Raw genomic sequence first — 22827 nt, 5'->3', positions numbered from 1 at the left:
TCTACGCCTCCTCAACGGGGTCGACGGACAGGACAATCTCGTTAACACCCAGGTCGAGTGCGCGCTGAATTACCTTTGCCGGTAGTGGGAAGCTCTCCATTACGCTCGGTTTAAACGGGCGGACCTTGCCTGCAAACAGCTCCTCGTCGCCAGCGAGGATGCGCACGCGGGCGGCATTGACTGGCCGGCGCACGCGGAAGTTGAGCTTGGTGAGCGCCACGGTCGTAATGCGGCCCGGCAGTGCGTAGCCTGCGATGCCGGCGGGGGAGACCATGAGCTCGCAGCCCGTGCCCGCAGCGCCCACTTCGTCATCCGCGCCGTTCCCCAGCGCGTACGCCGCCGCGGCTGCACCGGCGCGTTCGGACTCGGTCGTCACGTTGTCGGCCAGGTCGTGCACGTGCAGCACGTTGCCACAGGCAAAGATGCCCGGCACGCCCGTTTGCAGACTCTGGTCCACCACGGCGCCGCGCGTGTGCGGGTCAAGCTCAACGCCCGCGGCAACCGAAAGCTCGTTCTCGGGAATCAGGCCCACCGAGAGCAGCAGTGTGTCGCACGAAACGATGCGCTCGGTTCCCGGAATGGGCGCCAGGTGCTCGTTGACCTGACTCACCTCGACGGCCTCCACGCGGTCGTGCCCGATCACGCTCGTCACCGTGGTGGACAGGTGCAGCGGAATGCCAAAATCGTCCAGGCAGTTCTTGACATTGCGGCGCAGGCCGTTGGCGTACGGCATGAGCTCGTACACGCCCTCGACCGAAATCCCCTCGAGCGTGCAGCGGCGCGCCATGATCAGCCCGATGTCACCCGAGCCCAAAATGACGGCACGCGAGCCGGGCTTGAGATTTTCGATATTGATGTATCGCTGCGCCAGGCCCGCCGTAAACACGCCGGCGGGACGGCTACCTGGAATCTTGATCTCGCTGCGGGTGCGCTCGCGGCAGCCCATAGCAAGGACGACCGCTCGCCCGGTGAGCTGTAGCATACCGGCGGGGCTCATGAGCGTGACGGTATGGACCGCGACGGCTCCCGCACCCTCGTCCACGCTCGACGCGCCCGCGCCCTCGCTCGAATCGATCCCAAGTACCATGCTGTCCAAGAACAGCGTGATTTCGGTCTCGCGCACCTGGTTGATAAAGCGCTGCGCGTACTCGGGACCGGTGAGCTCCTGCTTAAAGTGTGAAAGGCCAAATCCGGGGTGGATGCACTGGCGCAGGATGCCACCCAGATGCTGCTCGCGCTCCACGATGGCCACGCGTGTGCCGGCCTTGTGCGCGGCAAGCGCGGCCGCCATGCCGGCGGCGCCGCCTCCGATAACGACCACGTCGAACGCCCGCGTTTGCACGGTCTCAACGGCGTCGGTATTAATCGCGCTCGATCCGAATTCCGCCATCCTAGCGCACCCCCTTCAGCAGTCCCTCAACCAACCAAGATCCGGTATCCTCCAACAGCACCTCGCTGGGGTCACACCCCAGCTCGCGGGCCAGAATCGCCACCACGCGGCTTTGACAGAAACCACTCTGGCACCGACCCATGCCGGCACGACAGCGGCGCTTGACGCCCTCGACCGAAACCGCGCCCGGGCGGCGCCGAATCGCGGCCACAATCTCGGCCTCGGGCACCGTCTCGCAGCGGCAGACAATCTGTCCCCACGCGGGATCGGACTCGATCAGCTCCTCCTTACGCGCCAGCGGTGCGCGGTCAAAGTCGTCCGGCTCGCGGCGAATTGGGTTCCAGTCCGTCCGCTCGTGCAGCTCCACGCCCGCCTCACGCATCACAAGCTCCATGCGCTCGGCAATGGCCGGCGCGCTCGCCACGCCCGGCGACTGAATGCCCGCCGCCTGGAAAAGCCTTGGCACCACGGCCGACTGCCCAATAAAGAAGTCGTTCGTCCCCTGAATGACCGGACGCCCGCCGGCAAACGCGCGCACCACGCGGCGCGTGTCCAGGTCGGGCACCAGCTTGCGCGCGCCGGTCAGCAGCGCGTTCACATCGCTCGCATAGGTCTGCGTGTCGCCCGGCTCGCGCACAGCAGCCGTGGCGGTGATCACGGTGTTGCCATGCACGGTGCCTGTCACGATAACGCCCTTCGACACCGGCGTCGGCACGGGGTAGAGCGGCATGAGCGTGCGCGGTTCCTTGTCCAGCACCACGATGTTGCCCTGGCGCCAGACCATCTGGAACTCCTCGGCGCCCGCCATATGCGAGATGTCGGCGGCGCCGTTGCCCGCGGCGTTGATCAGGTAACGGCAGCGCACGTTGCCAGCGGGGGTCGCCAGCGTAAAGCGCGCGTCGTCGACCGAGCCCGCGACTTCAATCGCCTCCACGGGTGCGGAGCGCATAAACGTCACCCCGTTGGCCACGGCGTTCTCCAGTGCGGCGATGGCAACCTCAAACGGGTCGACAAACCCAGTCGAGGGACACCACAACGCGCACGTTGCATCGGCACTGGCGCGTGGCTCTAATTCGTGGATGCGGTCGGGTCCGACGATCGACAGCTCGGGCACACCGTTGACATGGCCGTTGCTGAGCAGCTGCTCCAGATGCGCACGGTCCTCGTCGTTAAAGCCCAGCACCATCGAACCGGTGCGGCAGAACAGAAAGCCCAGCTCCTTCGCCCACGTACCGTACAACTCGCAGCCACGGGCGTTGACCTGCGCCTTAACCGTGCCCGGTGCCGGATCGTAGCCGGCGTGCACCAGGCCGCCGTTGGCCTTCGACGCGCCCAGCGCGATATCGTTGGCCGCCTCGACCACGCAAATGGACAGGTCATAGCGCGCGAGCTGCCGCGCGATGGCGCACCCCGTAATGCCCGCGCCCACAATTGCGATATCAAACGTTTCTGTCACAGTGCCTCCCAGACGAGTTGACAGGCTGTCAATAAGACTATCCTACGGTCTGCACACCCCCAGCGCGGCGGCAATGCGGCGAACAGCCCCGCAATACCCGCCAACGGCAGGCGAGGGAAGACCCAGCAACGTTGACAAGCTCGTCTGCCGACAGCTACGGCAACCGTTTGTCTCGACCTGTAACAGTTAGACGAGGATTTGGGTTCTAGATGTTACAGATCGAGACAAACCTTCCGGCGGATTTTGAATGTCTTGATCTGTAACAGTAAGAGGGGTTTTGGGGCCCAAGATGTTACAGATCGAGATTGAAGTCTGGGAGGGTCCTCCGTTTGTCTCGATCTGTAACATCTAGACCCGGATTCCGCCTCCACCTGTTACAGATTGAGATGTTTGTGTCCGCGCCGGCCCCGTACCCAGCCGTAGTCCCATATAAACAAACCCCGTGGTAAACTTGACCGGACTGTTAATATTCCGAAAGGTACCCGTAATGTCCAAGTACATCTCCGAGCTCATGTCGCCGCAGCTTATGGGCGTCGTCTATGCCTTCGTTGGCTTTATCATCGCCCTGTATGTGCTGTCGGTCGTCTATGTGTTCATCGACGCTCGCCGCCGCGGCGCCAGCGCCTACGTGGCATGGGGCATCATCGCCCTCATCCCGTTTGTAGGCCTCATTGCCTACCTGGTCCTGCGCCCGCACTCCTACGCCTCCGACCGCGAGGAGCAGGAGCTGGACATGGCCCTGCGCGAGCGCCAGCTTGCCCAGTACGGCACCTGCCCGCAGTGCGGCGCGCCCATCGAGAAGGACTTTGTGGTCTGCCCGGTGTGCGATACCCAGGTTCGCAACGTGTGCCCCAGCTGCCATCGCCCGCTCGATGCGCACTGGAAGGTCTGCCCCTACTGCCGAACTCGCATCCAGTAACGCATCCATCGCCGGGCCGGCCGCAAACCACGGGCGCGCCGCAAGCCGCGCGCGCCCCACACCCCGCCCCCACACGATGAAGCATGCGTAGAAAATCGCCCGCCGTGCCATTAAGGTGCGGCGGGCGCTTGTATACCAAGGCAACCTGCCTATAATGATGCAAGTCAAAAACGCCGAGCGCATCGCACGCACTTGCATCAGGCATCCGAGAGGAGAAAACATACCCATGAAGGCACTCTACAATGACGGTTCGGTGGCCGAGCTCCCGCAGGACGAGGTCACGCACGTCATCCGCCACTCCGCCGCGCACATCATGGCGCAGGCCATCAAGCGCCTGTACCCCGAGGCCGACTTTGCCTACGGCCCCGCGACCGACAACGGCTTCTACTACGACGTCGACCTGCCCGAGGGCGTCAAGATCAGCGAGGACGACTTCCCCGCGATCGAGGCCGAGATGAAAAAGATCGTTAAGGAGAACCTCAAGTTCTCCGTGTACGAGAAGCCCCGCGCCGAGGCCATCGCCCTTATGGAGGAGCGCGGCGAGAAGTACAAGGTCGAGCACATCGGCGACCTGGACGACGACGCCCGCATCACCTTCTACCAGCAGGGCGACTACATCGACATGTGCGTCGGCCCCCACATCTGCTACACCAAGGCGCTCAAGGCCTTTAAGCTCACCGGCGTCTCGGGCGCCTACTGGAAGGGCGACAAGGACAACAAGATGCTCACCCGCATCAACGGCGTCGCCTTTGCCACCAAGGAAGAGCTCGACGAGCACATGCATATGCTGGAGGAGGCCAAGAAGCGCGACCACCGCAAGATCGGCCGCGAGATGGACCTCTTTATGATGCGCGACGAGGCCCCCGGCTTCCCGTTCTTCCTGCCCAACGGCATGATCCTTAAAAACACGCTGCTGGACTACTGGCGCGAGATTCACCGCAAGGCCGGCTACGTGGAGATCTCCACGCCGCTCATCATGAACAAGCAGTTGTGGAAGACCTCGGGCCATTGGGACCACTACAAGGACAACATGTACTCCACCGTTATTGACGACGAAGAGTACTGCATTAAGCCCATGAACTGCCCGGGCGGCGTGCTGGTGTACGCCTCCAAGCCGCACTCCTACCGCGAGCTGCCCATCCGCGCCGGCGAGATTGGCCTGGTGCACCGCCACGAGCTGCGCGGCGCCCTGCACGGCCTGTTCCGCGTGCGCTGCTTTAACCAGGACGACGCCCACCTGTTTGTCCGTCCCGACCAGCTGACCGACGAGATCGTGGGCGTGGTCAACCTTATCGACTCCGTGTACCAGAAGTTTGGCTTTAAGTATCACGTCGAGCTTTCCACCCGCCCCGAGGACTCCATGGGTTCGGACGAGGACTGGGCTCGCGCCGAGGAGGGTCTGCGCACCGCTCTGGAGAAGCTGGGTATGGACTACGAGGTCAACGAGGGCGACGGCGCCTTCTACGGCCCCAAGATCGACTTCCACCTGGAGGACTCGCTCGGCCGCACTTGGCAGTGCGGTACCGTGCAGCTCGACTTCCAGATGCCGCTCAACTTTGACCTGGAGTACGTGGACGCCGACGGCACCAAGAAGCGCCCCATCATGCTGCATCGCGTGTGCTTTGGCTCCATCGAGCGCTTCATCGGTATTCTGATTGAGCACTTTGCGGGCAAGTTCCCCACCTGGCTGGCCCCCGTGCAGGTCAAGGCACTTCCCGTCTCCGAGAAGAGCCGCGACTACGCCCACGAGGTGTGCGCCAAACTGGAGGAAGCCGGCATTCGCGTGGTCTGCGACGACCGCGACGAGAAGATTGGCTACAAGATCCGCGAGGCCCGCAGCATCGACCGCGTGCCCTACATGCTCATCCTGGGTGAGAAGGAGGTCGAGGCCGGCAACATCTCCGTCCGCGATCGCTCCAACGAGACCGTTCAGATGAGCGTTGACGAGTTTGTTGCCAAGGTTCTCGAGGAGATCAAGACTCGCGCCTAAGGCAAACTTCACAACAATTAACAAAGGCGACCGTCCACACAGGGCGGTCGCCTTTTTTCTTACCAAAATTAGAAAAGCCGCTGGTTGAGCGGCTTTTTTTGTTGCACAAAAAGGTACAGGTTTTTATAGAGGGGTATGGAGATGTACCTACTAGCAGTACATTTTGCGTAATCTGGGCAAACGCTGATTAATTGCTCGTATAATGTCGTCTGTCGAAAGATACAAAAACCTGTACTTTTGCGACTGCGCCTAGCTGCGAGCGAGAAGCCTGTTCTAAACGCCCCTGCATTTGCGTGCATCGCAAAGCCAAAAAGAGGGGGCGAGAACATGGAACAGACGGCACGGCGCCAAGAGCAGCTGCCGGGCGCATTTAACGGCGCCACCACCAACAGCCAGCACGGCCGCGTTCGCTGGTATCTGGTCCACACCCCTCATGGAAAAGAGCGCGAGACCTGCGAAAAGGTCCGCCGGATTATCCCGCACGAGCTGATGCAGGACGCTTTTGTGATGCAAAAGGAGTTCTGGTTTAAGCGGGACGGTGCATGGTCGCTCCAAACCAAACCCATGTACAAGGAATATTTCTTCGTCGCCACGCACGATGCCGCTGCGCTCGATAGGGCTTTGGCCCAGTTGAGCTTTGGCTGTCGCATCGCCGGCAGTAGGGAGCGGGCATACATGCCCATGCCGGACGATGCGCAGGATTGGTACCGCAGTGTGCTGGACAACGACGGCGTGGTGCGCAACAGCGTCGCACGCATAGAAGACGGCGTGTTGCACATAGAACAGGGTCCCTTGGTGGGGCAAGAGGCCCGAGTTAAAAAGATCGACCGTCATAAGCGCTGGTGCCTGGTGGACGTAGGCGAAGGCGACTCCGCATTTAGGGAGCTGCTTGCGCTCGACGTGCCCAGCAAAACGTAAGGGAGACGTTGCACCGGCAAATCATTCGTTTTTTGAATTCACGGACGGGGGGGGGTTCCTGGGGACAGGGACGTAAGTTTTATCGTGACTGCTAATAAAGAAGTGACAGAGAGCAATGCGCCCGTAGGGGCGGCGCTGATTGCTCAGGCCATGGACCGGCGTGAAGGCGCCGGTCGATATAAGGCCATGCAATCCATCATGGACTGGGACAACTCGCGCCTGGCCTACCGCGCCGTCAAGCGCGCGTTCGACATCGTTTTCAGCGGCTGCGCGCTGGCCGTCATCGCCATACCCAGCCTGGTGCTGGCCACGGCCATCCGCCTGGAGAGCGAGGGCAACCCCTTCTACAGCCAGATCCGCGTGGGCCAGACCCACCGCGACGGCAGCCTGTCAACCTTTCGCATGTGGAAGTTCCGATCAATGTACAGGGACGCCGACGAGCGCCTCGCCGAGCTCAGGGAGCAGAACGAGATCGCCGGCGCCATGTTTAAGATGAGGGAGGACCCCCGCGTCACCAAGATCGGCAGGTTCATCCGCAAGCACTCCATCGACGAGTTCCCACAGTTCCTCAACGTGTTCCTGGGTCAGATGTCCGTCGTCGGCCCGCGCCCGCCGCTGCCGAACGAAGTCGCGGAGTACACCGAGTACGACCTGCAGAGGCTAGCGGTGAAGCCAGGTATTACGGGGCTCTGGCAGGTTACGGAGCGAAACTCCACCGGGTTCGACGGCATGGTCCGCCGTGATCTCGAGTACATAGCCAAGCGCGGAATCGTCATGGATCTCAAGATCGTCCTCCTCACGGTTCTGGAGGTCTTCAACGGAAGCGATGCGTACTAATGCCTAACTCTAATGCTCGATTCGAATCGGAGAAGAAAATGAAGATCGCTGTCGCCGGTACCGGCTACGTCGGCCTGTCCCTCGCCGTCCTGCTCTCGCAGCACAACGAGGTCCATGCGCTGGACATCGTTCCCGAGAAGGTCGAGAAGATCAACAACTTCGTGTCGCCCATCCAGGACAACGAGATCGAGCGCTTCCTAGCAGAGGCAAAGGCGGGGGAGCGCGAACTCGACCTGCACGCCACCGTCGACGTGGCCGAGGCCTACGCTGGCGCCGACTTCGCCGTCATCGCTACGCCCACCAACTACGACAGCGACAGGAACTTCTTCGACACGAGCTCCGTCGAGGCCGCCATCGCCGCCGTGCGCTCGGTGAACCCGGACGCCTGGATCGTCGTCAAGTCGACCATCCCCGTGGGCTACACCGCGGGCCTTCGCGAGAGGTTGGGCGACAGCAAGATCTTCTTCAGCCCGGAGTTCCTGCGCGAGAGCAAGGCGCTCTACGACAACCTGCACCCCAGCCGCATCGTGGTGGGCGCGCCGAAGGACGACGCGGAGGCCGTCGCGGCCGCCGAGCGCTTCGGGCGTCTGCTCGCGCAGGGCGCCGACCCCGCCGAGCTGGAGCGCGTGAACGCCGACGGTTCCAAGGGTATCCCCGAGCTCGTGCTGGGCACCACCGAGGCCGAAGCCGTGAAGCTTTTCGCCAACACGTACCTTGCGCTGCGCGTGGCCTACTTCAACGAGCTCGACACCTACTGCGAAGTCCGCGGCCTCAACACCCGCGACGTCATCGACGGCGTCTGCCTGGAGCCGCGCATCGGGTCGCACTACAACAACCCCAGCTTCGGCTACGGCGGCTACTGCCTGCCCAAGGACACCAAGCAGCTGCTGGCCAACTACAGGGACGTGCCCCAGAACCTGATCGAGGCCATCGTGGACGCCAACCGCACCCGCAAGGACTTCGTCGCCGACGAGGTGCTGCAGATGGTGTGGGACCGCGTCTACGAGGGCAAGCCGAAGCCGGTCGTGGGCGTCTACCGCCTGACGATGAAGTCCAACTCCGACAACTTCCGCGCGAGCTCCATCCAGGGCGTCATGAAGCGCGTGAAGGCCAAGGGCGTGCCCGTGGTGGTCTACGAGCCCACGCTGGACGCGCCGGAGTTCTTCGGCTCCGAGGTGACCCACGACCTGGAGGCCTTCAAGGCCGGCTGCGACGTGATCGTCGCCAACCGCTGGAGCGACGAGCTCGCGGACGTGGCGGACAAGGTCTATACACGCGACCTGTTTAAACGAGACTAGGTGGTATGAATGGCAAATAGAAAAGTCCTCGTCACCGGAGCCGCCGGCTTTATTGGTGCGTTCCTCGTCAAGAAGCTGCTCGAGGAAACCGATGACGTGATCGTCGGCCTCGACAACCTCAACAGCTACTACGACCCCGGCATCAAGGAAGCGCGCCTGCGCATGCTGGCCGAGGTAGACACCGACGGCCACTTCGCCTTCGTTCGCGGCGACCTGTGCGACGCCGCCCTCATCGAGCGCCTGTTCGCGGAGAACGGCTTCGACGTCGTGGTGAACCTCGCCGCCCAGGCGGGCGTCCGCTACTCCATCGAGAACCCGCGCGCCTACCTTGAGAGCAACCTCGTGGGCTTCTTCAACGTGCTCGAGGCCTGCCGCCACCACCCGGTGAAGCACCTGGTCTACGCCAGCTCCAGTTCGGTCTACGGCGGCAACAAGAAGGTTCCGTTCTCCGAGGAGGACCGCGTCGACTCGCCGGTCTCGCTCTACGCCGCCACCAAGAAGTCCAACGAGCTCATGGCGGCCGCCTACTCAAAGCTCTATTCCATCCCGGCCACCGGCCTGCGCTTCTTCACGGTGTACGGCCCCATGGGCAGGCCCGACATGGCCTACTTCGGCTTCACCGAGAAGCTGCGCCGAGGCGACACCATCAAGATCTTCAACATGGGCGACTGCCGCCGCGACTTTACCTACGTCGACGACATCGTCGAGGGCGTCAGGCGCGTCATGGACGCCGCCCCCGAGATGAAGATGGGCGAGGACGGGCTGCCGCTCGCCGCGCACCGCGTCTACAACATTGGCAACTCGCACCCCGAGAACCTTCTCGACTTCGTCGACACGCTGCAGCGCGTGCTGGTGGAGGAGGGTGTGCTCCCGGCCGACTACGACTTCGAGTCGCATAAGCAACTCGTGCCGATGCAGCCCGGCGACGTGCCCGTCACCTACGCCGACACCACAGCACTCCAGCGGGACCTGGGCTACAAGCCCGCGACCCCGCTCGAGGACGGCCTGAGGGTTTTCGCCAAGTGGTATCGCGAGTACTACGGAATCGGAGAGTAGCTCATCGTGGACCTTTCTAAGGCAAAGATCTGCATTCCCAGCTCAAGTGGTGGGCATCTTACGCATATGTGGCTCCTGAGACCTGTATGGGAACGTGCGGCTGATCGATTCTGGGTGACCTTCGACAAGGAGGACGCGAACTCTCTTCTGGAAGGGGAGCGTGTCTACCATTGCCACTATCCGACGAACCGCAACATACCGAACCTGCTGAAGAACACGGTTCTCGCCTGGAAGGTGCTCCGCAAGGAGCGTCCCGATCTGATCATCAGCTCCGGTGCCGCGGTTGCTGTGCCGTTCTTCCTGATCGGAAAGATTCTCGGGTCCAAATGCGTCTACGTGGAGGTCTTCGACCGCGTGGACAAGTCCACGATGACCGGTCGCATACTCAACGGAGTGGCCGACCTCTTTGTGGTTCAGTGGCCCGAGCAACTCGGGGTCTACAAGAACGCCGTTGACCTCGGCTCTATCTTCTAGGAGGGACGCGCATGGTATTCGTGACCGTGGGCACCCACGAGCAGCAGTTCGACCGCCTGGTTAAGGCGGTTGACGATCTCAAGGAGGACGGCACGCTCGATGAGCCCGTCTATATCCAGACGGGTTACTCGACGTACGAGCCCGTCCACTGCGACCACTCGCAGTTCGTGCCGTTCCAACAGATGAAGAGCTACATGGAGGGTGCCGATGTGGTGATCACGCACGGCGGCCCCTCAAGCTTCATCGAGGCCATGGCTGCAGGCAAGGTACCCGTCGTTGTGCCTCGCAGGGGCGACCTTGACGAGCACGTGAACAACCATCAGGCCGACTTCGTGCGCATCGTCGCCGAGCGCCAAGGCGGGATCGTGCCCGTCTACGACGTGATGGACCTTTCCGCCGCCATCGAGCGCGCCCGCGAGCTCTCGCGCGGCGTCACTTTTAAGAGCCACAACGCCGAGTTCTGCCGAGAGCTCGAGAGACTAATAGAAGGAATTTAATCGCATGACTAAACCCCGCGCCGGCATACTCAGTATGCAGAGGATCTACAACTACGGGTCCTTCCTGCAGGCTTTCGGCCTGAAGTCCATCCTGGAGTCCCTTGGCTGCGATGTGCAGTTCGTTGACTACGAGCCTGGCAAGTGCCTGGTCACGTCCCCGTCATCGAAGAAGGGCGTCGCCCGCAAGGCGGAGAAGGTCCTTGAGGTATTCCGCTACGACGCTCCGCTCAGGGACAAGCTCGCCTTCATCCGCTACAAGCGCACATACGCTCAGCGCTTCTACCCGATACTCGGCCTCACCGAGGAGCCCAATCTTGACCCCGACATCGACCTCCTGGTCATCGGCAGCGACGAGGTGTTCAACTGCGTTCAGGATAACGCTAATGTCGGCTTCACGCCCGCGCTTTTCGGTACCGGGTTGCGCGCCGGACGCAAGGTGACCTACGCCGCTTCCTTCGGTAACACCACGCTCGACAAGCTTGACCGTTACGGCAAGCGCGAAGAGGTCGCGGGCTACTTAAAGCGTCTCGACGCCGTCTCGGCTCGCGATGCCAACACGGGCGCCATTGTCGAGTCACTTACGGGGGAAGTACCGACCTTCAGCTTGGACCCGGTGCTCGCCTACGACTATTTTGGCGAGTGCGGGCTGATTCCCACCGAGGTCGACGAGGACCGCTACATGATCGCATACGGATACTCGGGTCGCCTCACGGCCGAGGAGTGCGTCGCCGTGCGCGCCTACGCCGATCAGCGCGGTCTCAAGGTGCTCAACATCGGCGGGGTTCAGGGCGTCTGTGATCGCTTCGTGGATTGCTCGCCCTTTGAGGTGCTTTCCTATTTCAAGCATGCTGAGGCCGTGGTGACCGACACCTTCCACGGCACCATCTTCTCGACCATCGCACACACGCCCTTCGTCTCCTTCGTGAGGAGCTCGGGCTACGGTAACTCCGAGAAGCTCACCGATCTGTTGAGCCGTCTGGGCCTGACTTCCCGTGCTGCAGCTGGGTCGGGCGAGCTCGCCGCCGCCCTTGATGCGCCCGTAGACTGGGCCGCCACCGACGCCGTCATTCACACGAGCCGCGAGGCTGCACGCGCCTATCTTAAGAAGGAGGTCTCCGCATGTATACGGAGCTAAAGTCCTACCAGATCATCATCGCCCTGCTCAAGGAGTACGGTATCCGCCATCTAGTGCTCTCTGCCGGCAGCCGCAACGTCCCCTTCGTGCACTCCGTCGAGGAGGACCCGTATTTCACCTGCTATTCCGTCGTCGATGAACGTAGTGCCGGCTACTTCGCGCTTGGGCTTGCTCAGGAGCTCGGCGAGCCCGTCGTGATTTCATGCACCTCCTCCACGGCGACCTGCAACTACTGGCCGCCCGTCGCGGAGGCCTTCTACCAGGACGTGCCCCTCGTCGTGCTCACGTCCGACCGCAATCCCGCGATGCTCGGGCAGTGGGAGGACCAGATGATCGACCAGGTGGGCATGTACGACCGTCACGTGCGCAAGTCCGTCAACCTGCCCATCATCAACGACGCCGAAGACGCGCACTTCTGCGAGCGTCTCGTCAACGAGGCCCTGCTCGAGCTCGATCACCACGGCACGGGCCCCGTCCACATCAACGTGCCGATGAAGGCGTACAACAACTCGTTCAACGTCAAGGAGCTACCGAAGGTCACTAGGATCCGCAGGGTCGAAGCCGACCAGGCCGTTGAGTGGGCCGCATGCGCGGATCGACTCTCTCGAGCCAAGCGCGTGCTCGTGGTCGCCGGCCAGCAGTCTTCCTGCGCCGCCGAGCTCGCGTGCGCCCTTGAGAGCTTTGCAGCCAGCTACGAGGTGGCCATTGCGGCCGAGTACATGGCGAACATCCCTCGCGAACACGCCTTCAACCCGACGCTGTGCATGGAGTACCGCTACATCACGCCCAAGAAGTTCTCCGAGTTCATGCCCGACGTGGTCATCACCTTCGGTGGCAACATGACTGCGGGCCTCAAGGATATGCTGCGTAAATTCGCAGGGTCCTATGAGCACTGGTCTATCAGCGAGGACGGTTCTGTCTGCGATATGTTCAGGAGCCTAACGAGGGTGTTCGAGTGCACACCTGCTGAGTTCTTCTCGCGCATGGCCGATGCCTCCTCGTGCAAGCCCGGCGGGAGCTACCTCGCCGCCCTTAAGGCCTATGAGGCCTCCGCGACGGTGCCGGAGCTTCCCTACTCGAACATGGCCGCCATCCGCAAGGTTGTCGAGCGCGTGCCAACGGGCTCCATCCTGCACCTCGCGATCAACAACGCAATCCGTCTCACAAATTTCTTCAAGCTTCAGTCGGGTGTCAAGGTCTACGCGAACATCGGCACGCACGGCATCGACGGCTGTCTCTCGTCCCTCCTGGGCCAGGCCGCGGCGAGCGGCAGGCCCAGCTATCTCGTGATCGGCGACCTTGCTTTCTTCTATGACATGAACGCGCTTCGCATTCGCCACGTCACCGACAAGGTGCGCATCCTCCTCCTCAACAACGAGGGGGGCGAGGAGTTCTACTTCAACCAGATGTGGAAGGACGAGGCCTCGGACCTCCACACCTGCGCTCGTCACCACACCAAGGCTGAGGGCTGGGTGCGCGAATGCGGATTCCGTTACCTGAGCGCGCATAACCCCGAGGAGCTCGACGCGGCAGTCGAGGAGTTCTTCGATGACGACGCTGAGGGCCCCGTCCTGCTCGAGGTTTTTTCCGAGATGAGCGCGGATTCCAAGCTTGTCTACGACGTTTTCGACATGACCCGTCCCCGCGACGCGCAGTCGGAAGCGATCCGCAAGTCCAAGGAGCTCATCAAGGCGACCATCGGGCAGGAGAAGGCCCAGAAAATCGCCGGGATTTTCAAGAGGTAGTCGCATGGGATTCAAAAGAGTTATTCGTAAAGCTGCAAAGCTTGTCCTGGCGTCGTCTCCAGAGAAGTTCGTGAATGTCGAAGTCGCGCAGGTGAGCGCGGGCAACGTGCTTAAGGGAAAGACTGTCGTCATCACTGGCGGCGGGCGCGGGCTCGGGCTCGCCATGGCAGAAAAGTTCATTTCGGAGGGTGCCAAGGTCGTCATCTCTGGCCGCAAGGAAGCCACTCTCAAAGCTGCCTGCGAGAAACTTGGCTCCTGTGTTACCTATGTGGTCGCCGATGTCTCCGAGGCGGAGCGCGCCGGCGAGTTTCTGGACGCATGCGAGGCCAAACTCGGCGGGCGCATCGACTGCCTGGTGAGCAACGCCGGCGTGAGTCTTCACGAGAATCGTTTCGACAACGTGACCATCGAAGGTTTCGATAAGCAGTTCGCCATTAACATGCGCGGGGCGTATTTCCTTTGTCGCGAGTTTCTTTGCCGTAAAGGGCGTGAGAAGGAGCCCTCGGGTGAGCTCCTCGTTATCACGAGCGAGACGGGCGAGCAGGCCTATGATATCCCCTACGGCATGACCAAGGCCGCCATGGACAGCTTCGTGCGTGCTGCTTCTAGGCGTATGTATCCGCTTGGGGTTCGCGTGAACGCCGTGGCACCTGGCGTTACACTTTCGGACATGACGCGCGACTACGCTGAGGCTTCCGACGGCAATATGTACCGCGAGTGTGCCTCGGGCCGTATATTCAGGCCCGAGGAGGTCGCCGAGGTCGCGTGCTTCCTTTTAAGTGATGCCTCTAAGTGTGTGTCCGGCGAGGTCATCCATACCAATGGGGGAAACCACATCAAAGCTTTTTGGGACGTGAGCTGCGATGGATAGGAGGGTTCTCGTGGTCCCGACTGGCGGGCTGCGCCGCGAGGGAATTACGTCCTCCATACTGAGCTTCATGCGCTCCATGGATCGCGACGGACTTGATGTCCGCGTGGCGGCCGTATATAACAATGAGTCAGACGTTCTTGACGAGTTGAGATTGCTCGGATGCGATGTCGTGGAGACGCCCGACAGACGCTCCGACACTTTTGGGTATGTGCGCTTTCTCATCTCGTATATGAGGCGAGAGCGTATCGACGTGGTGCACGTTCACGGGAGCAGCTCGGTTATGGCCATCGAGCTTCGGTGTGCGCAGCTCGCGGGAGTGCGCGAGCGGATTGCGCACTCGCACAACACCAGGAGCGATGATCCTCGACGGGACAAGATGCTTCGCCCCTTCTTCCGTGGTAGTTGGACGCGGGCACTCGCGTGCGGCGAGGACGCTGGCAGGTGGCTCTTTGAAGATAGCCCCTTCGAGGTCCTCCACAACGGATTTGCCCTTGAGAAGTATGCCTTCGATGCCGTGCGGCGCGACGAGGTGCGCTTACGCCTCGGATTTGGGGATGAACCTGCCGTCGCTTTCGTCGGCAACATCAACTACGTGAAGAATCAATCGTTCCTCATCGATGTGTTCGAGCTACTGTCTCGCGATGTTCCGGGTGCTAGGCTCTTCATCGTTGGCGAGGGCCCCGACCGCTCGAAGATTGAGGGATTAATTGCCGAGAAGGGACTCGCGGACTGCGTGACGATTACCGGGCGCGTTTCAAATGTTGATGAGTTCCTCCAGGCATTCGATCTTATGGTGCTCCCCTCGCTCTTCGAGGGGTTGCCCAGCGTTGTACTCGAATGGCAGGCGGCTGGACTTCCCTGTCTGGTCTCCGATGTCGTGACGGGGGAGTGCGCCGTTACCCCTCTCGTTCGATTCCTCTCACTTAGGGATGGTGCCGCCGCGTGGGCCGCTTGCGCGCGGGATGCCCTTGCGGCGGCTGGCGGCGCCGACGCGCGCCTCGATGCGAGCCGGCGCGCGCTTCCCGCGCTGCGCGAGCACGGTTTTGATATAGGCGAGGCCTCCAAGAGACTGAAGACGATTTATCTAGGCGGTGAATGATGGGGAAGTGCCTCAAATGGTGCGCGAGCGCGGCCCGCGTCGCGTGCGCGAAGATTCGGCTCGGGTCTAGGCTTTTCCTGCCCCGCGGCGGCAAGCCTGTATATCTTGGCCGCGCGGCGAGGCTCGATGTCGCGCCCGATGGTGTCATGGTGCTCGGGAGCGGCGTTTATATCGACGATCTCTGCCGTCTTCAGGTATTGCCCGGAGCGCGCATGGAGCTCTCCGGGGGCTGCTACTTCAATACCAACTGTCGCGTTGTCGCCGCCGATTCCGTATGCGTGGGTGGGCATACCATGTTCGGACCCAACGCCTGTGTGTTCGACCATGATCACGTCTTTGACTCTAAGGGCGTTCACGGGGGACTCGTGAGCTCGCCTATCGAGATTGGCGATTGCTGCTGGCTTGGTGCCAACGTTCTCGTGACCAAGGGCGTCCATATTGCCGATCGAATCTGCATCGGGGGGGGGTCTGCCGTCACGAGGGACCTGGAGGAGCCTGGCATCTATGTCGGGGCTCCAGCCTGTCTGGTGCGGCGGACCTTCCCAGAGGGCGGTGGCGTAGATGGCGCTCCCGGGACCCCTCAAGAAGCTCAAGCGCGAGACGGTTCGGCTCAAGCTGCGCAACGGGCTGTGGCTGCCCCTCACCTGCAAGGCCAGGGCGAAGGGGCTTGACGTGGACGGCTTCACCATCATTTCCAACAACTGCTGGGGCGGCACGATCTACGAGAGCTACGGCATGCGCAAGGCCTCGCCGACCGTGGGCATGTTCATCATGCCGAGTGACTTCGTGCGCTTCTGTGCTGACCTTGACCGTCATCTCTCCGAGCCGCTCGAGTTCATATCGCCCGAGGAGTCGAAATGGAGGGAAGTCCTCAGCTCCAACGGGAACTGGGGGACGTACCTCATCGGGCGGCTGGGGGACGTCGAGCTCCAAATGCTCCACCACCACGACGAGGCGACCGCCCGCCGCAAGTGGGAGAGCCGCGTGGGCCGCGTCGACCGCAACCGTCTGATTTTCAAGCTGAACGACCAGAACGGTGCCACCGAGGAAGACCTGCTTGCTTTTGACGCCCTGCCGCTCGAGCACAAGCTCGTCTTTGCGGCGAAGGATCATCCGGACATTAAGTGCTGCAGACGTATTCATTGTCCGCGGAGCTGCGGGTTCATACCCGCTTCGTGGGAGCCCTTCGGGGCGAACCGTTCGTTCAACGTTACTGAGTACATTAACGGCTGCTTTGGCAGCTGTTAGGACCTCAAGGGGAATCGTGATATTAGAGAATCGAGACATTATCTTCGTGAGCAACGCCCTCGCAAACGGGGGCGCTGCTCGTGTCATCTGCGTCCTAGCGGCAGAGTTCACCCGTCGCGGTAAGCGTGTTGGCATCGCCGTGTACAACAATTATGAGGGTGAATATCCGGTCGTAGATGGGGTCCAAAAGGAGTATGGGCCTCAGGGTTCCGGCGGGCATTCCAAGGTGAATCGCATCTCCTGGCTGCGTGGTATTGCCAAACATAACCCCTATGCATGTTTCGTGGCGTTCGAGTACTTCGTGAACATGCAGACCATCATTGCACTCGCTGGGCTGCCCAATCGCTTAGTAATCTCAGAGCGCAACGATCCGGCGCGTGTAGGCAGTGGTAAAAAGACCAATTGGCTTCGCGAGAGGCTCTACCGCTATGCGGATATGTTGGTCTGCCAAACCGACGATGCGGCGGCGTATTTCTCGGATAAGGTTGCGAAGACCGTGATCCTCAATCCAGTAAAGGACAATTTGCCTGAACCTTTTTGCGGAGAGCGCCGGCATTTGGTCGCCTGCTTCTGCCGTTTGGAGAAGCAGAAGAATCTAGGTATGCTGCTTCGCGCCTTCGCGGAGTTCTTTGCTTCTCATGATGATTGGACACTCGAGGTCTATGGCGACGGCACGGAGCGCGATTCGCTCGTCGCACTCGCGGAAGAACTGGACATTGCGAATGTCGTCTCCATCAACCCCGGGCGTCAGGACGTGCACGATGTGGTGCGCGATGCCGGGTTGTTTGTCCTGCCCAGCGATTATGAGGGACTCTCCAACTCCATGCTTGAGGCCATGGCAATTGGCCTTCCGTGTATTTGTACCGACTGCCCCTGCGGCGGTGCGCGCATGGTGATTCATGACGGCGAAAACGGAATACTGGTTCCTGTTGGCGACGAACATGAGCTTGCTGTAACGATGACACGCGTAGCGGATGATAATGACCTCGCTTATCGCCTAGGGGCAAACGCTGCTGGTGTGAGGGAGTTACTTTCTGCTAATGCTATTGCCGATATGTGGAGTGAGGTGATTGTGGGTGAATGTAGATAACCTCGTTTTTTCAAGAAATAATCGACGCCCTATTGAACAGGACGAGGCGGTCGGCAGAAGGGCTGGCATATTCATTGCTCTTGGTTTGTTTGCCACTCCTTATGTTTTGAGGCATAGAATTATCCCTGGTAGCGAGGCGGTCTGGGCCCTTAATCCTCTTGTGTTGCTGTCTGTCGCTTGGCTTCTTCTATACATGCTTGGTCATAAGTACTCAATGTCTCGAAGCGTTAGCGTGGTCCGTTTCGTATTGTTTGCTGGTCTGGTCTTTCTTGCTTTCTCAACTGGGATGTCTATCTCTTATCTCATCTCTTGTCTCTTTCCTCTGGTTCTTCTATTGATTGTTATTCCGGAGACCATCTTCCCGTCTTTTTTTGAGGGGTTTATGAGGGTCTTAAATGTCGTTATGGTTATTATCGTCGCATGCGCTGCGTGCGATGTTGTGAGCGGTTCTGCTGTATCGAAAACCTTCACTGCATTTTATGGCTCAGCCAGTCTTGTTAGCATGAGTTCTTCAGGTCGCCTTGTCTCAATCATGGGTCACAGTCTCCTAACTGCTGAAGTCGCACTGTTATATTTTGCCTTGAGCCATATTGCTAACAGAGCAATGGGAATCAGGGTCAATCAGGTTCTCGTTACTCTTATCACGGCAGCCGTTGTCCTTCTTACCGGAAGTCGCTCGGCGATGGTTTGTCTGCTTTGCATGTTTATCCTTGCGTATTCAAATGCGGACAACATTAAATACTGCATTGTTATTATTTTTGGTTTGTTTGCGTTTTACTTAGCCGGCTTATTCGACACTATGATTGATCGAATAATGATCGGTATCAAAACAGGAGACATGACTTCATCGCGCAATATTCAACTTGACCAGTTGATTGCTGCGGGCATTATTCGTTATGAATGGTTTGCTGGTCATGAGTTTGACTATTCTAATGGCTTATTAGTTATTGCACTGGAATACCCTCTTCTCAGATTTGCTTTCAGTTATGGGATTGCTTTTGCCGTTTTGCTGGGGATCTACTTATTTTTGTTGCCACTTATGCAGACGTTTAGAAGCCTCGGTGCCGTTCCTTGTGGTCTTCTTGCTTTGTATTTTGTTCATGTCAATACCTATTCATCAATTTGTTCGACCCAGGACGGAATGTTGCAATGTGTAATTGTCGCTTGGCTTTTTATCGGGGCAGCTCGATATTTGGCATATCTTCAGGTTTCGCGAAGCACTGAACCGGGTGAGTAATTTGCGCATTTGCTTTGTCTGCCAATCGCTCGCCGGTCTTGGTGGGCTTCAGAGGGCTGTCGCGCTGTTGGCCAACGAGCTCGTTTCGCGCGGTGTGGATGTCTCTGTTCTCATGGATACCCCCGAGCTGGGCGAGAATCCCTATGGCTTGAGCTCTGATGTTTCGATCCTGCCCGTCGGCATCAAAGGGGCTTCCAAGCCGCTTGGCAAGCTCGTTTCTAAGGTCAGGCGACATTCCGGTTTATTGAAGCCAATTTGTCACGAGCACAGTCTCGGTGGCTCAGTAATTGATAAAAAGTCCCTTGCGGCTGTGCACGAGGCTCTAAAAGAGGGCCGTTTCGACGTGGTTGTCGGTTGTGATCCGCTTCATACTATCGTTGCGGTGTATGCCTGCGACGGCTTGAGCATCGATGTCTGCGGCTGGCAGCACAGCACCTATGACGGCTATTTCAATCAGAGCGGCAGGGGCTTTTACGGTCAAGACTGCCTCTATGCATTTGCGCTCAGGCGCTGCAAGGTGAATTTCGTACTTACCGAGCAGAGCAAGGAAGTCTATGAGCTACACACCGGGCATTCGGCGATTGTCCTCCCCAATTCCATCGTGAATATGGGCACGAGAGGCTACGCGGAGAACTGCGTGCTTTACTGCGGTCGTCTTGATCCCGGCTCCAAAGGCGCCGACTACATCCCGCGCATCGCGGAGGCGCTCGCGGTGAGAGGTTTTGCCGGAGAATTCCTCGTTGTGGGAGACGGCCCTTACCTCCCGAGCCTTGAGGAATGGTTAGAGGACGCTAGGCTACCGTTCAAAATGGAGCTCAAGGGCTTCGTCACCGACGCTGAGCGTTATTACGAACAGGCGACCGTCCTCATCTCCCCGTCTCGCTGGGAGGGGTTTGGGCTGTCCATCCTGGAGGCGATGTCGCACGGCGTTCCCTGCGTTGCCTTTGAGAACGACGGCCCCTGCTCGCTCATTGATGACCCGGTGGACGGCCTCATCGTTCCCAACGGGGACGTGGAGTCCCTTGCCGAGCGCACTATGGAGATTCTCGGCGACGAGAGGCTTAGAAGGTCGATGGGGGACGCCGCCGTCGAGGCTGCACGGGGATACCTGGTCGGCGCGCAGGCGGACCGGTTCCTCGAGTCGTTGAAAGGATAGGAAATGGCTAAGAAGCTGCTCATAACCATAGACACTGAGGCGGACAACCAGTGGGATGTCTCGAACGGCATCTCGACCGAGAACACTCTGTTCCTACCGAGATTCCAAGAGCTTGCCGAGAATTACGGTTTTGTGCCCACCTGGCTTACCAACTGGGAGATGTGCCAAGACGATCGCTTCGTGAGGTACATGAAGCCTAAGAACGACTCAGGTAAATGCGAGATCGGCATGCATTTGCATGCCTGGAACAACCCGCCGGAGTTTCCACTCGAGGAAAAGACCGATCAGCGCGCCTACCTCATCGAGTATCCCGAGGAGCAGATGGAGGCCAAGTTCGACACTCTGCTCGAGTCGCTCCGCAATCGTTTCGAAGCTCCCGTGACCTCCCATAGGAGCGGGCGCTGGGCGCTCGATGAAAGGTACGCGGCCCTCCTCGCGAAGAAGGGTTTCATTGTCGACTGTTCCGTGACCCCGCATATGGACTGGACTATGGCGCCGGGGCAGACGGGCCTCCCTGGTAGCGATTACTCGCAGTCACCCGAGCATCCTTTCGAGCTGTATTCCGGGCTTCTTGAGGTGCCAATGACGATCAGGAGGACTCACCGGTTCGCCTTCGATGCCCTTCATGAGCCGAAGGATGTGCTTCGCCAAGGTAAACGGCTTGTTAAGGGTCAGTGGCAGTGGTTGAGACCACCCAAGAATCCTTCGGCGAGCGCTCTGCGCGGTCTTCTAGACGATGTCGACTCGTCAGCCGACACGTATGCGATGTTCATGATCCACTCCTCGGAGCTCATGCCCGGGGGGAGCCCAAATTTCCCGGACGAGAATTCTGTCGACGACCTGTTTGGTGTCATCGAGAAGGCTTTCTCTCATGCCGCAGAGCTAGGCTTCAAGGGTCAGGGATTGACTGCGTTTGCTAAGGATTACTACATATGTAGGAGAACGGATTGAAGAAGTTGGACCTTAGAGGGATCAAGCGAAAGGTGCGGGGCGAGGGCTTCTGGGCTCGCCTGTTCAGGAACGCTGCAACAGCGCTACTAGGAACTAGTGGGGCACAAGCGATAGGGATTATTACCCTTTCGATTCTCGTGCAATCGCTTGGCGTCACTCAATATGCGTTTTTCGTTCTTGGACAACAGTATATGACCGTCGTTGATGCACTCGTGAACTTCCAGTCATGGCAAGCAATAATTAAGTTTGGTGCCGACGCAAAGTCAAAGAAGGAGGACGAGCGACTGTTCGCTGACCTGAAGCTTGGCATTTTGATGGACGTTGCTACTGCAGTGGCTGGAACGGTTCTTGGTCTTCTTGTCCTTACATTCGTCTGCGACCTGATGGGCTGGGGCTCCGAGGTCAGACTGGCTGCCTATATATTCTCCCTTGAGATCGTTTTTCATATTGAGGGCTCTTCGATTGGCATTCTTCGCCTATTTGACAAGTTCCAATGGACGGCAATTAACAGCATTGCTCTTGCTGTGTTAAAGCTTCTAGTGGTTGGCGGTTACTGCTTTTTGCCAATAGAGCACACGATGATTGGGTATGTGGTTGTTTACGTTGCGACGGATATTGCCAACCATGTTTCTTTGCTTTTCTTGGCATTATTTTTCTTGCACCGTAGGTTTGGGCTTAGAAGAATTTTGCTTGCACCACTCTCCTGTCGCGATCGCGAATTTGTTTCATTTTGCCTCTGGTCAAACCTGGGTACAACTGTCGATGTTCCTGTAAAGTACCTCGATGTATTCATTATTTCTGCGGTTTCTGTTGAGATGGTCGCAGTCTATAAGGTTTTTAAGCAGGCGTTACAAGTTTTTTCGCTGTTAACTAACCCCATCTCGACCGCTATCATGCCTCAAATGTCTGAACTTGTCTCGGAGGGAGAACAAAGGAAGGCGTTTGATGTTGTCCTCAAGATTAGAAATGCCATTTGCATGGTTATGGTTGCTTGCTTGATCGGAGCATCATTGCTAGGCTACCCGCTATTCAATGTTCTCTTTGGGCACGTTTATGCTGCAAATCTTCCGCTGTTTCTTATATTGCTCGCGGTACATTTCTATGCGCTGATGTATGTTGCCCTTCATCCGTATTTCTTCTCTCTTGGACTTGCCAAAGAGGACAGCATGGTCAGTCTTGTCTCCAATGCTGTCTATCTTGGTGTTGCTTTTGCGCTGGTTCGCTATCTCGGTGTTTATGCAATTGTTCTCGCTTCAGCGCTCCAGTATTTGTCCACCAATTTAACCAAGGTACGGATCGTGAAGATGAGGCTGGCAGACCTCGGATAGGGTGAATTTATGTCTATCGTGTCGAATATTGCTTGGAAGTTAATGCCCAGCAAGAAGAAACTTGAAAAACTAAAAAAGCGTGGCCTTGTTATCGGTGAAGGATGTGAAATTCTCAACGGATATGAATTTGGG

The 22827-nt window shown here is 59.2% G+C and carries 20 protein-coding genes; 18 read left to right on the top strand and 2 right to left on the bottom strand.

The features are described from left to right. Position 1 precedes the first annotated feature (1 nt). Positions 2–1390, bottom strand: a complete 1389-nt coding sequence (locus DW943_RS02885; protein WP_117862127.1) for an NAD(P)/FAD-dependent oxidoreductase — start codon at positions 1388–1390, stop codon at positions 2–4. Between the two features lies 1 nt (position 1391). Beyond that, positions 1392–2846: an NAD(P)/FAD-dependent oxidoreductase gene (locus DW943_RS02880; RefSeq protein ID WP_117862126.1), complete on the bottom strand. Its 1455-nt coding sequence runs from the start codon at positions 2844–2846 to the stop codon at positions 1392–1394. A gap of 487 nt (positions 2847–3333) precedes the next feature. Here DW943_RS02880 and DW943_RS02875 point away from each other — a divergent pair, with 487 nt between their 5' ends. The 18 genes from DW943_RS02875 to DW943_RS02785 all read left to right on the top strand — a co-directional run bounded on the left by DW943_RS02875 (position 3334) and on the right by DW943_RS02785 (position 22695). After that, complete coding sequence (locus DW943_RS02875) at positions 3334–3765, top strand: zinc ribbon domain-containing protein (protein ID WP_055251579.1); 432 nt, start codon at positions 3334–3336, stop codon at positions 3763–3765. A 226-nt stretch (positions 3766–3991) separates the two neighbouring features. Then, on the top strand, positions 3992–5755 hold the full coding sequence (thrS, locus tag DW943_RS02870) for a threonine--tRNA ligase (protein WP_117862125.1): 1764 nt from the start codon (positions 3992–3994) through the stop codon (positions 5753–5755). A 327-nt stretch (positions 5756–6082) separates the two neighbouring features. Continuing rightward, positions 6083–6673 (top strand): hypothetical protein, encoded by a 591-nt coding sequence (locus DW943_RS02865; RefSeq protein WP_117862124.1) that lies wholly within the window; start codon positions 6083–6085, stop codon positions 6671–6673. Between the two features lie 198 nt (positions 6674–6871). Then, positions 6872–7510: a sugar transferase gene (locus tag DW943_RS02860; RefSeq protein ID WP_233543584.1), complete on the top strand. Its 639-nt coding sequence runs from the start codon at positions 6872–6874 to the stop codon at positions 7508–7510. Positions 7511–7548: 38 nt separating this feature from the next. Beyond that, positions 7549–8808, top strand: a complete 1260-nt coding sequence (locus DW943_RS02855) for a nucleotide sugar dehydrogenase (RefSeq protein WP_117862123.1) — start codon at positions 7549–7551, stop codon at positions 8806–8808. A 9-nt stretch (positions 8809–8817) separates the two neighbouring features. Continuing rightward, entirely contained in the window at positions 8818–9864 is a 1047-nt protein-coding gene (locus DW943_RS02850) for an NAD-dependent epimerase/dehydratase family protein (RefSeq protein WP_117862122.1), read from the top strand. 6 nt (positions 9865–9870) lie between these two features. Next, a complete protein-coding gene (pssD, locus tag DW943_RS02845) occupies positions 9871–10338 on the top strand; it encodes a PssD/Cps14F family polysaccharide biosynthesis glycosyltransferase (RefSeq protein ID WP_199572747.1) in 468 nt (155 codons plus the stop codon). Positions 10339–10349: 11 nt separating this feature from the next. Beyond that, the gene (locus DW943_RS02840; RefSeq protein WP_117779309.1) at positions 10350–10835 is read left to right on the top strand and encodes a glycosyltransferase; all 486 of its coding nucleotides are present in this window, start codon (positions 10350–10352) and stop codon (positions 10833–10835) included. Between the two features lie 4 nt (positions 10836–10839). Continuing rightward, on the top strand, positions 10840–11970 hold the full coding sequence (locus DW943_RS02835; protein ID WP_117779308.1) for a polysaccharide pyruvyl transferase family protein: 1131 nt from the start codon (positions 10840–10842) through the stop codon (positions 11968–11970). Then, entirely contained in the window at positions 11955–13715 is a 1761-nt protein-coding gene (gene menD, locus DW943_RS02830; RefSeq protein ID WP_117862120.1) for a 2-succinyl-5-enolpyruvyl-6-hydroxy-3-cyclohexene-1-carboxylic-acid synthase, read from the top strand. Before DW943_RS02835 ends, menD begins: the two co-directional genes overlap by 16 nt. A 4-nt stretch (positions 13716–13719) precedes the next feature. Beyond that, the gene (locus tag DW943_RS02825; RefSeq protein WP_117779306.1) at positions 13720–14586 is read left to right on the top strand and encodes an SDR family NAD(P)-dependent oxidoreductase; all 867 of its coding nucleotides are present in this window, start codon (positions 13720–13722) and stop codon (positions 14584–14586) included. A gap of 10 nt (positions 14587–14596) precedes the next feature. Continuing rightward, a complete protein-coding gene (locus DW943_RS02820) occupies positions 14597–15685 on the top strand; it encodes a glycosyltransferase family 1 protein (RefSeq protein WP_158566071.1) in 1089 nt (362 codons plus the stop codon). A gap of 561 nt (positions 15686–16246) precedes the next feature. Then, complete coding sequence (locus tag DW943_RS02810; RefSeq protein ID WP_117779303.1) at positions 16247–16933, top strand: DUF1919 domain-containing protein; 687 nt, start codon at positions 16247–16249, stop codon at positions 16931–16933. A gap of 16 nt (positions 16934–16949) precedes the next feature. Beyond that, complete coding sequence (locus DW943_RS02805; protein ID WP_117779302.1) at positions 16950–18023, top strand: glycosyltransferase; 1074 nt, start codon at positions 16950–16952, stop codon at positions 18021–18023. Continuing rightward, complete coding sequence (locus DW943_RS02800) at positions 18010–19260, top strand: hypothetical protein (protein WP_117862118.1); 1251 nt, start codon at positions 18010–18012, stop codon at positions 19258–19260. The genes DW943_RS02805 and DW943_RS02800 overlap by 14 nt, the downstream gene beginning before the upstream one ends. Continuing rightward, positions 19253–20416 (top strand): glycosyltransferase, encoded by a 1164-nt coding sequence (locus DW943_RS02795; protein WP_255413127.1) that lies wholly within the window; start codon positions 19253–19255, stop codon positions 20414–20416. Before DW943_RS02800 ends, DW943_RS02795 begins: the two co-directional genes overlap by 8 nt. Before the next feature lie 3 nt (positions 20417–20419). Then, entirely contained in the window at positions 20420–21367 is a 948-nt protein-coding gene (locus tag DW943_RS02790) for a deacetylase (RefSeq protein ID WP_117862117.1), read from the top strand. Next, complete coding sequence (locus DW943_RS02785; protein ID WP_117779298.1) at positions 21364–22695, top strand: lipopolysaccharide biosynthesis protein; 1332 nt, start codon at positions 21364–21366, stop codon at positions 22693–22695. Before DW943_RS02790 ends, DW943_RS02785 begins: the two co-directional genes overlap by 4 nt. The last annotated feature ends 132 nt before the right edge of the window (positions 22696–22827 follow it).

This window comes from Collinsella sp. AM44-11, from assembly GCF_003467145.1.
Lineage (GTDB): Bacteria > Actinomycetota > Coriobacteriia > Coriobacteriales > Coriobacteriaceae > Collinsella.
This window is presented reverse-complemented; position numbering and strand designations above follow the sequence as displayed.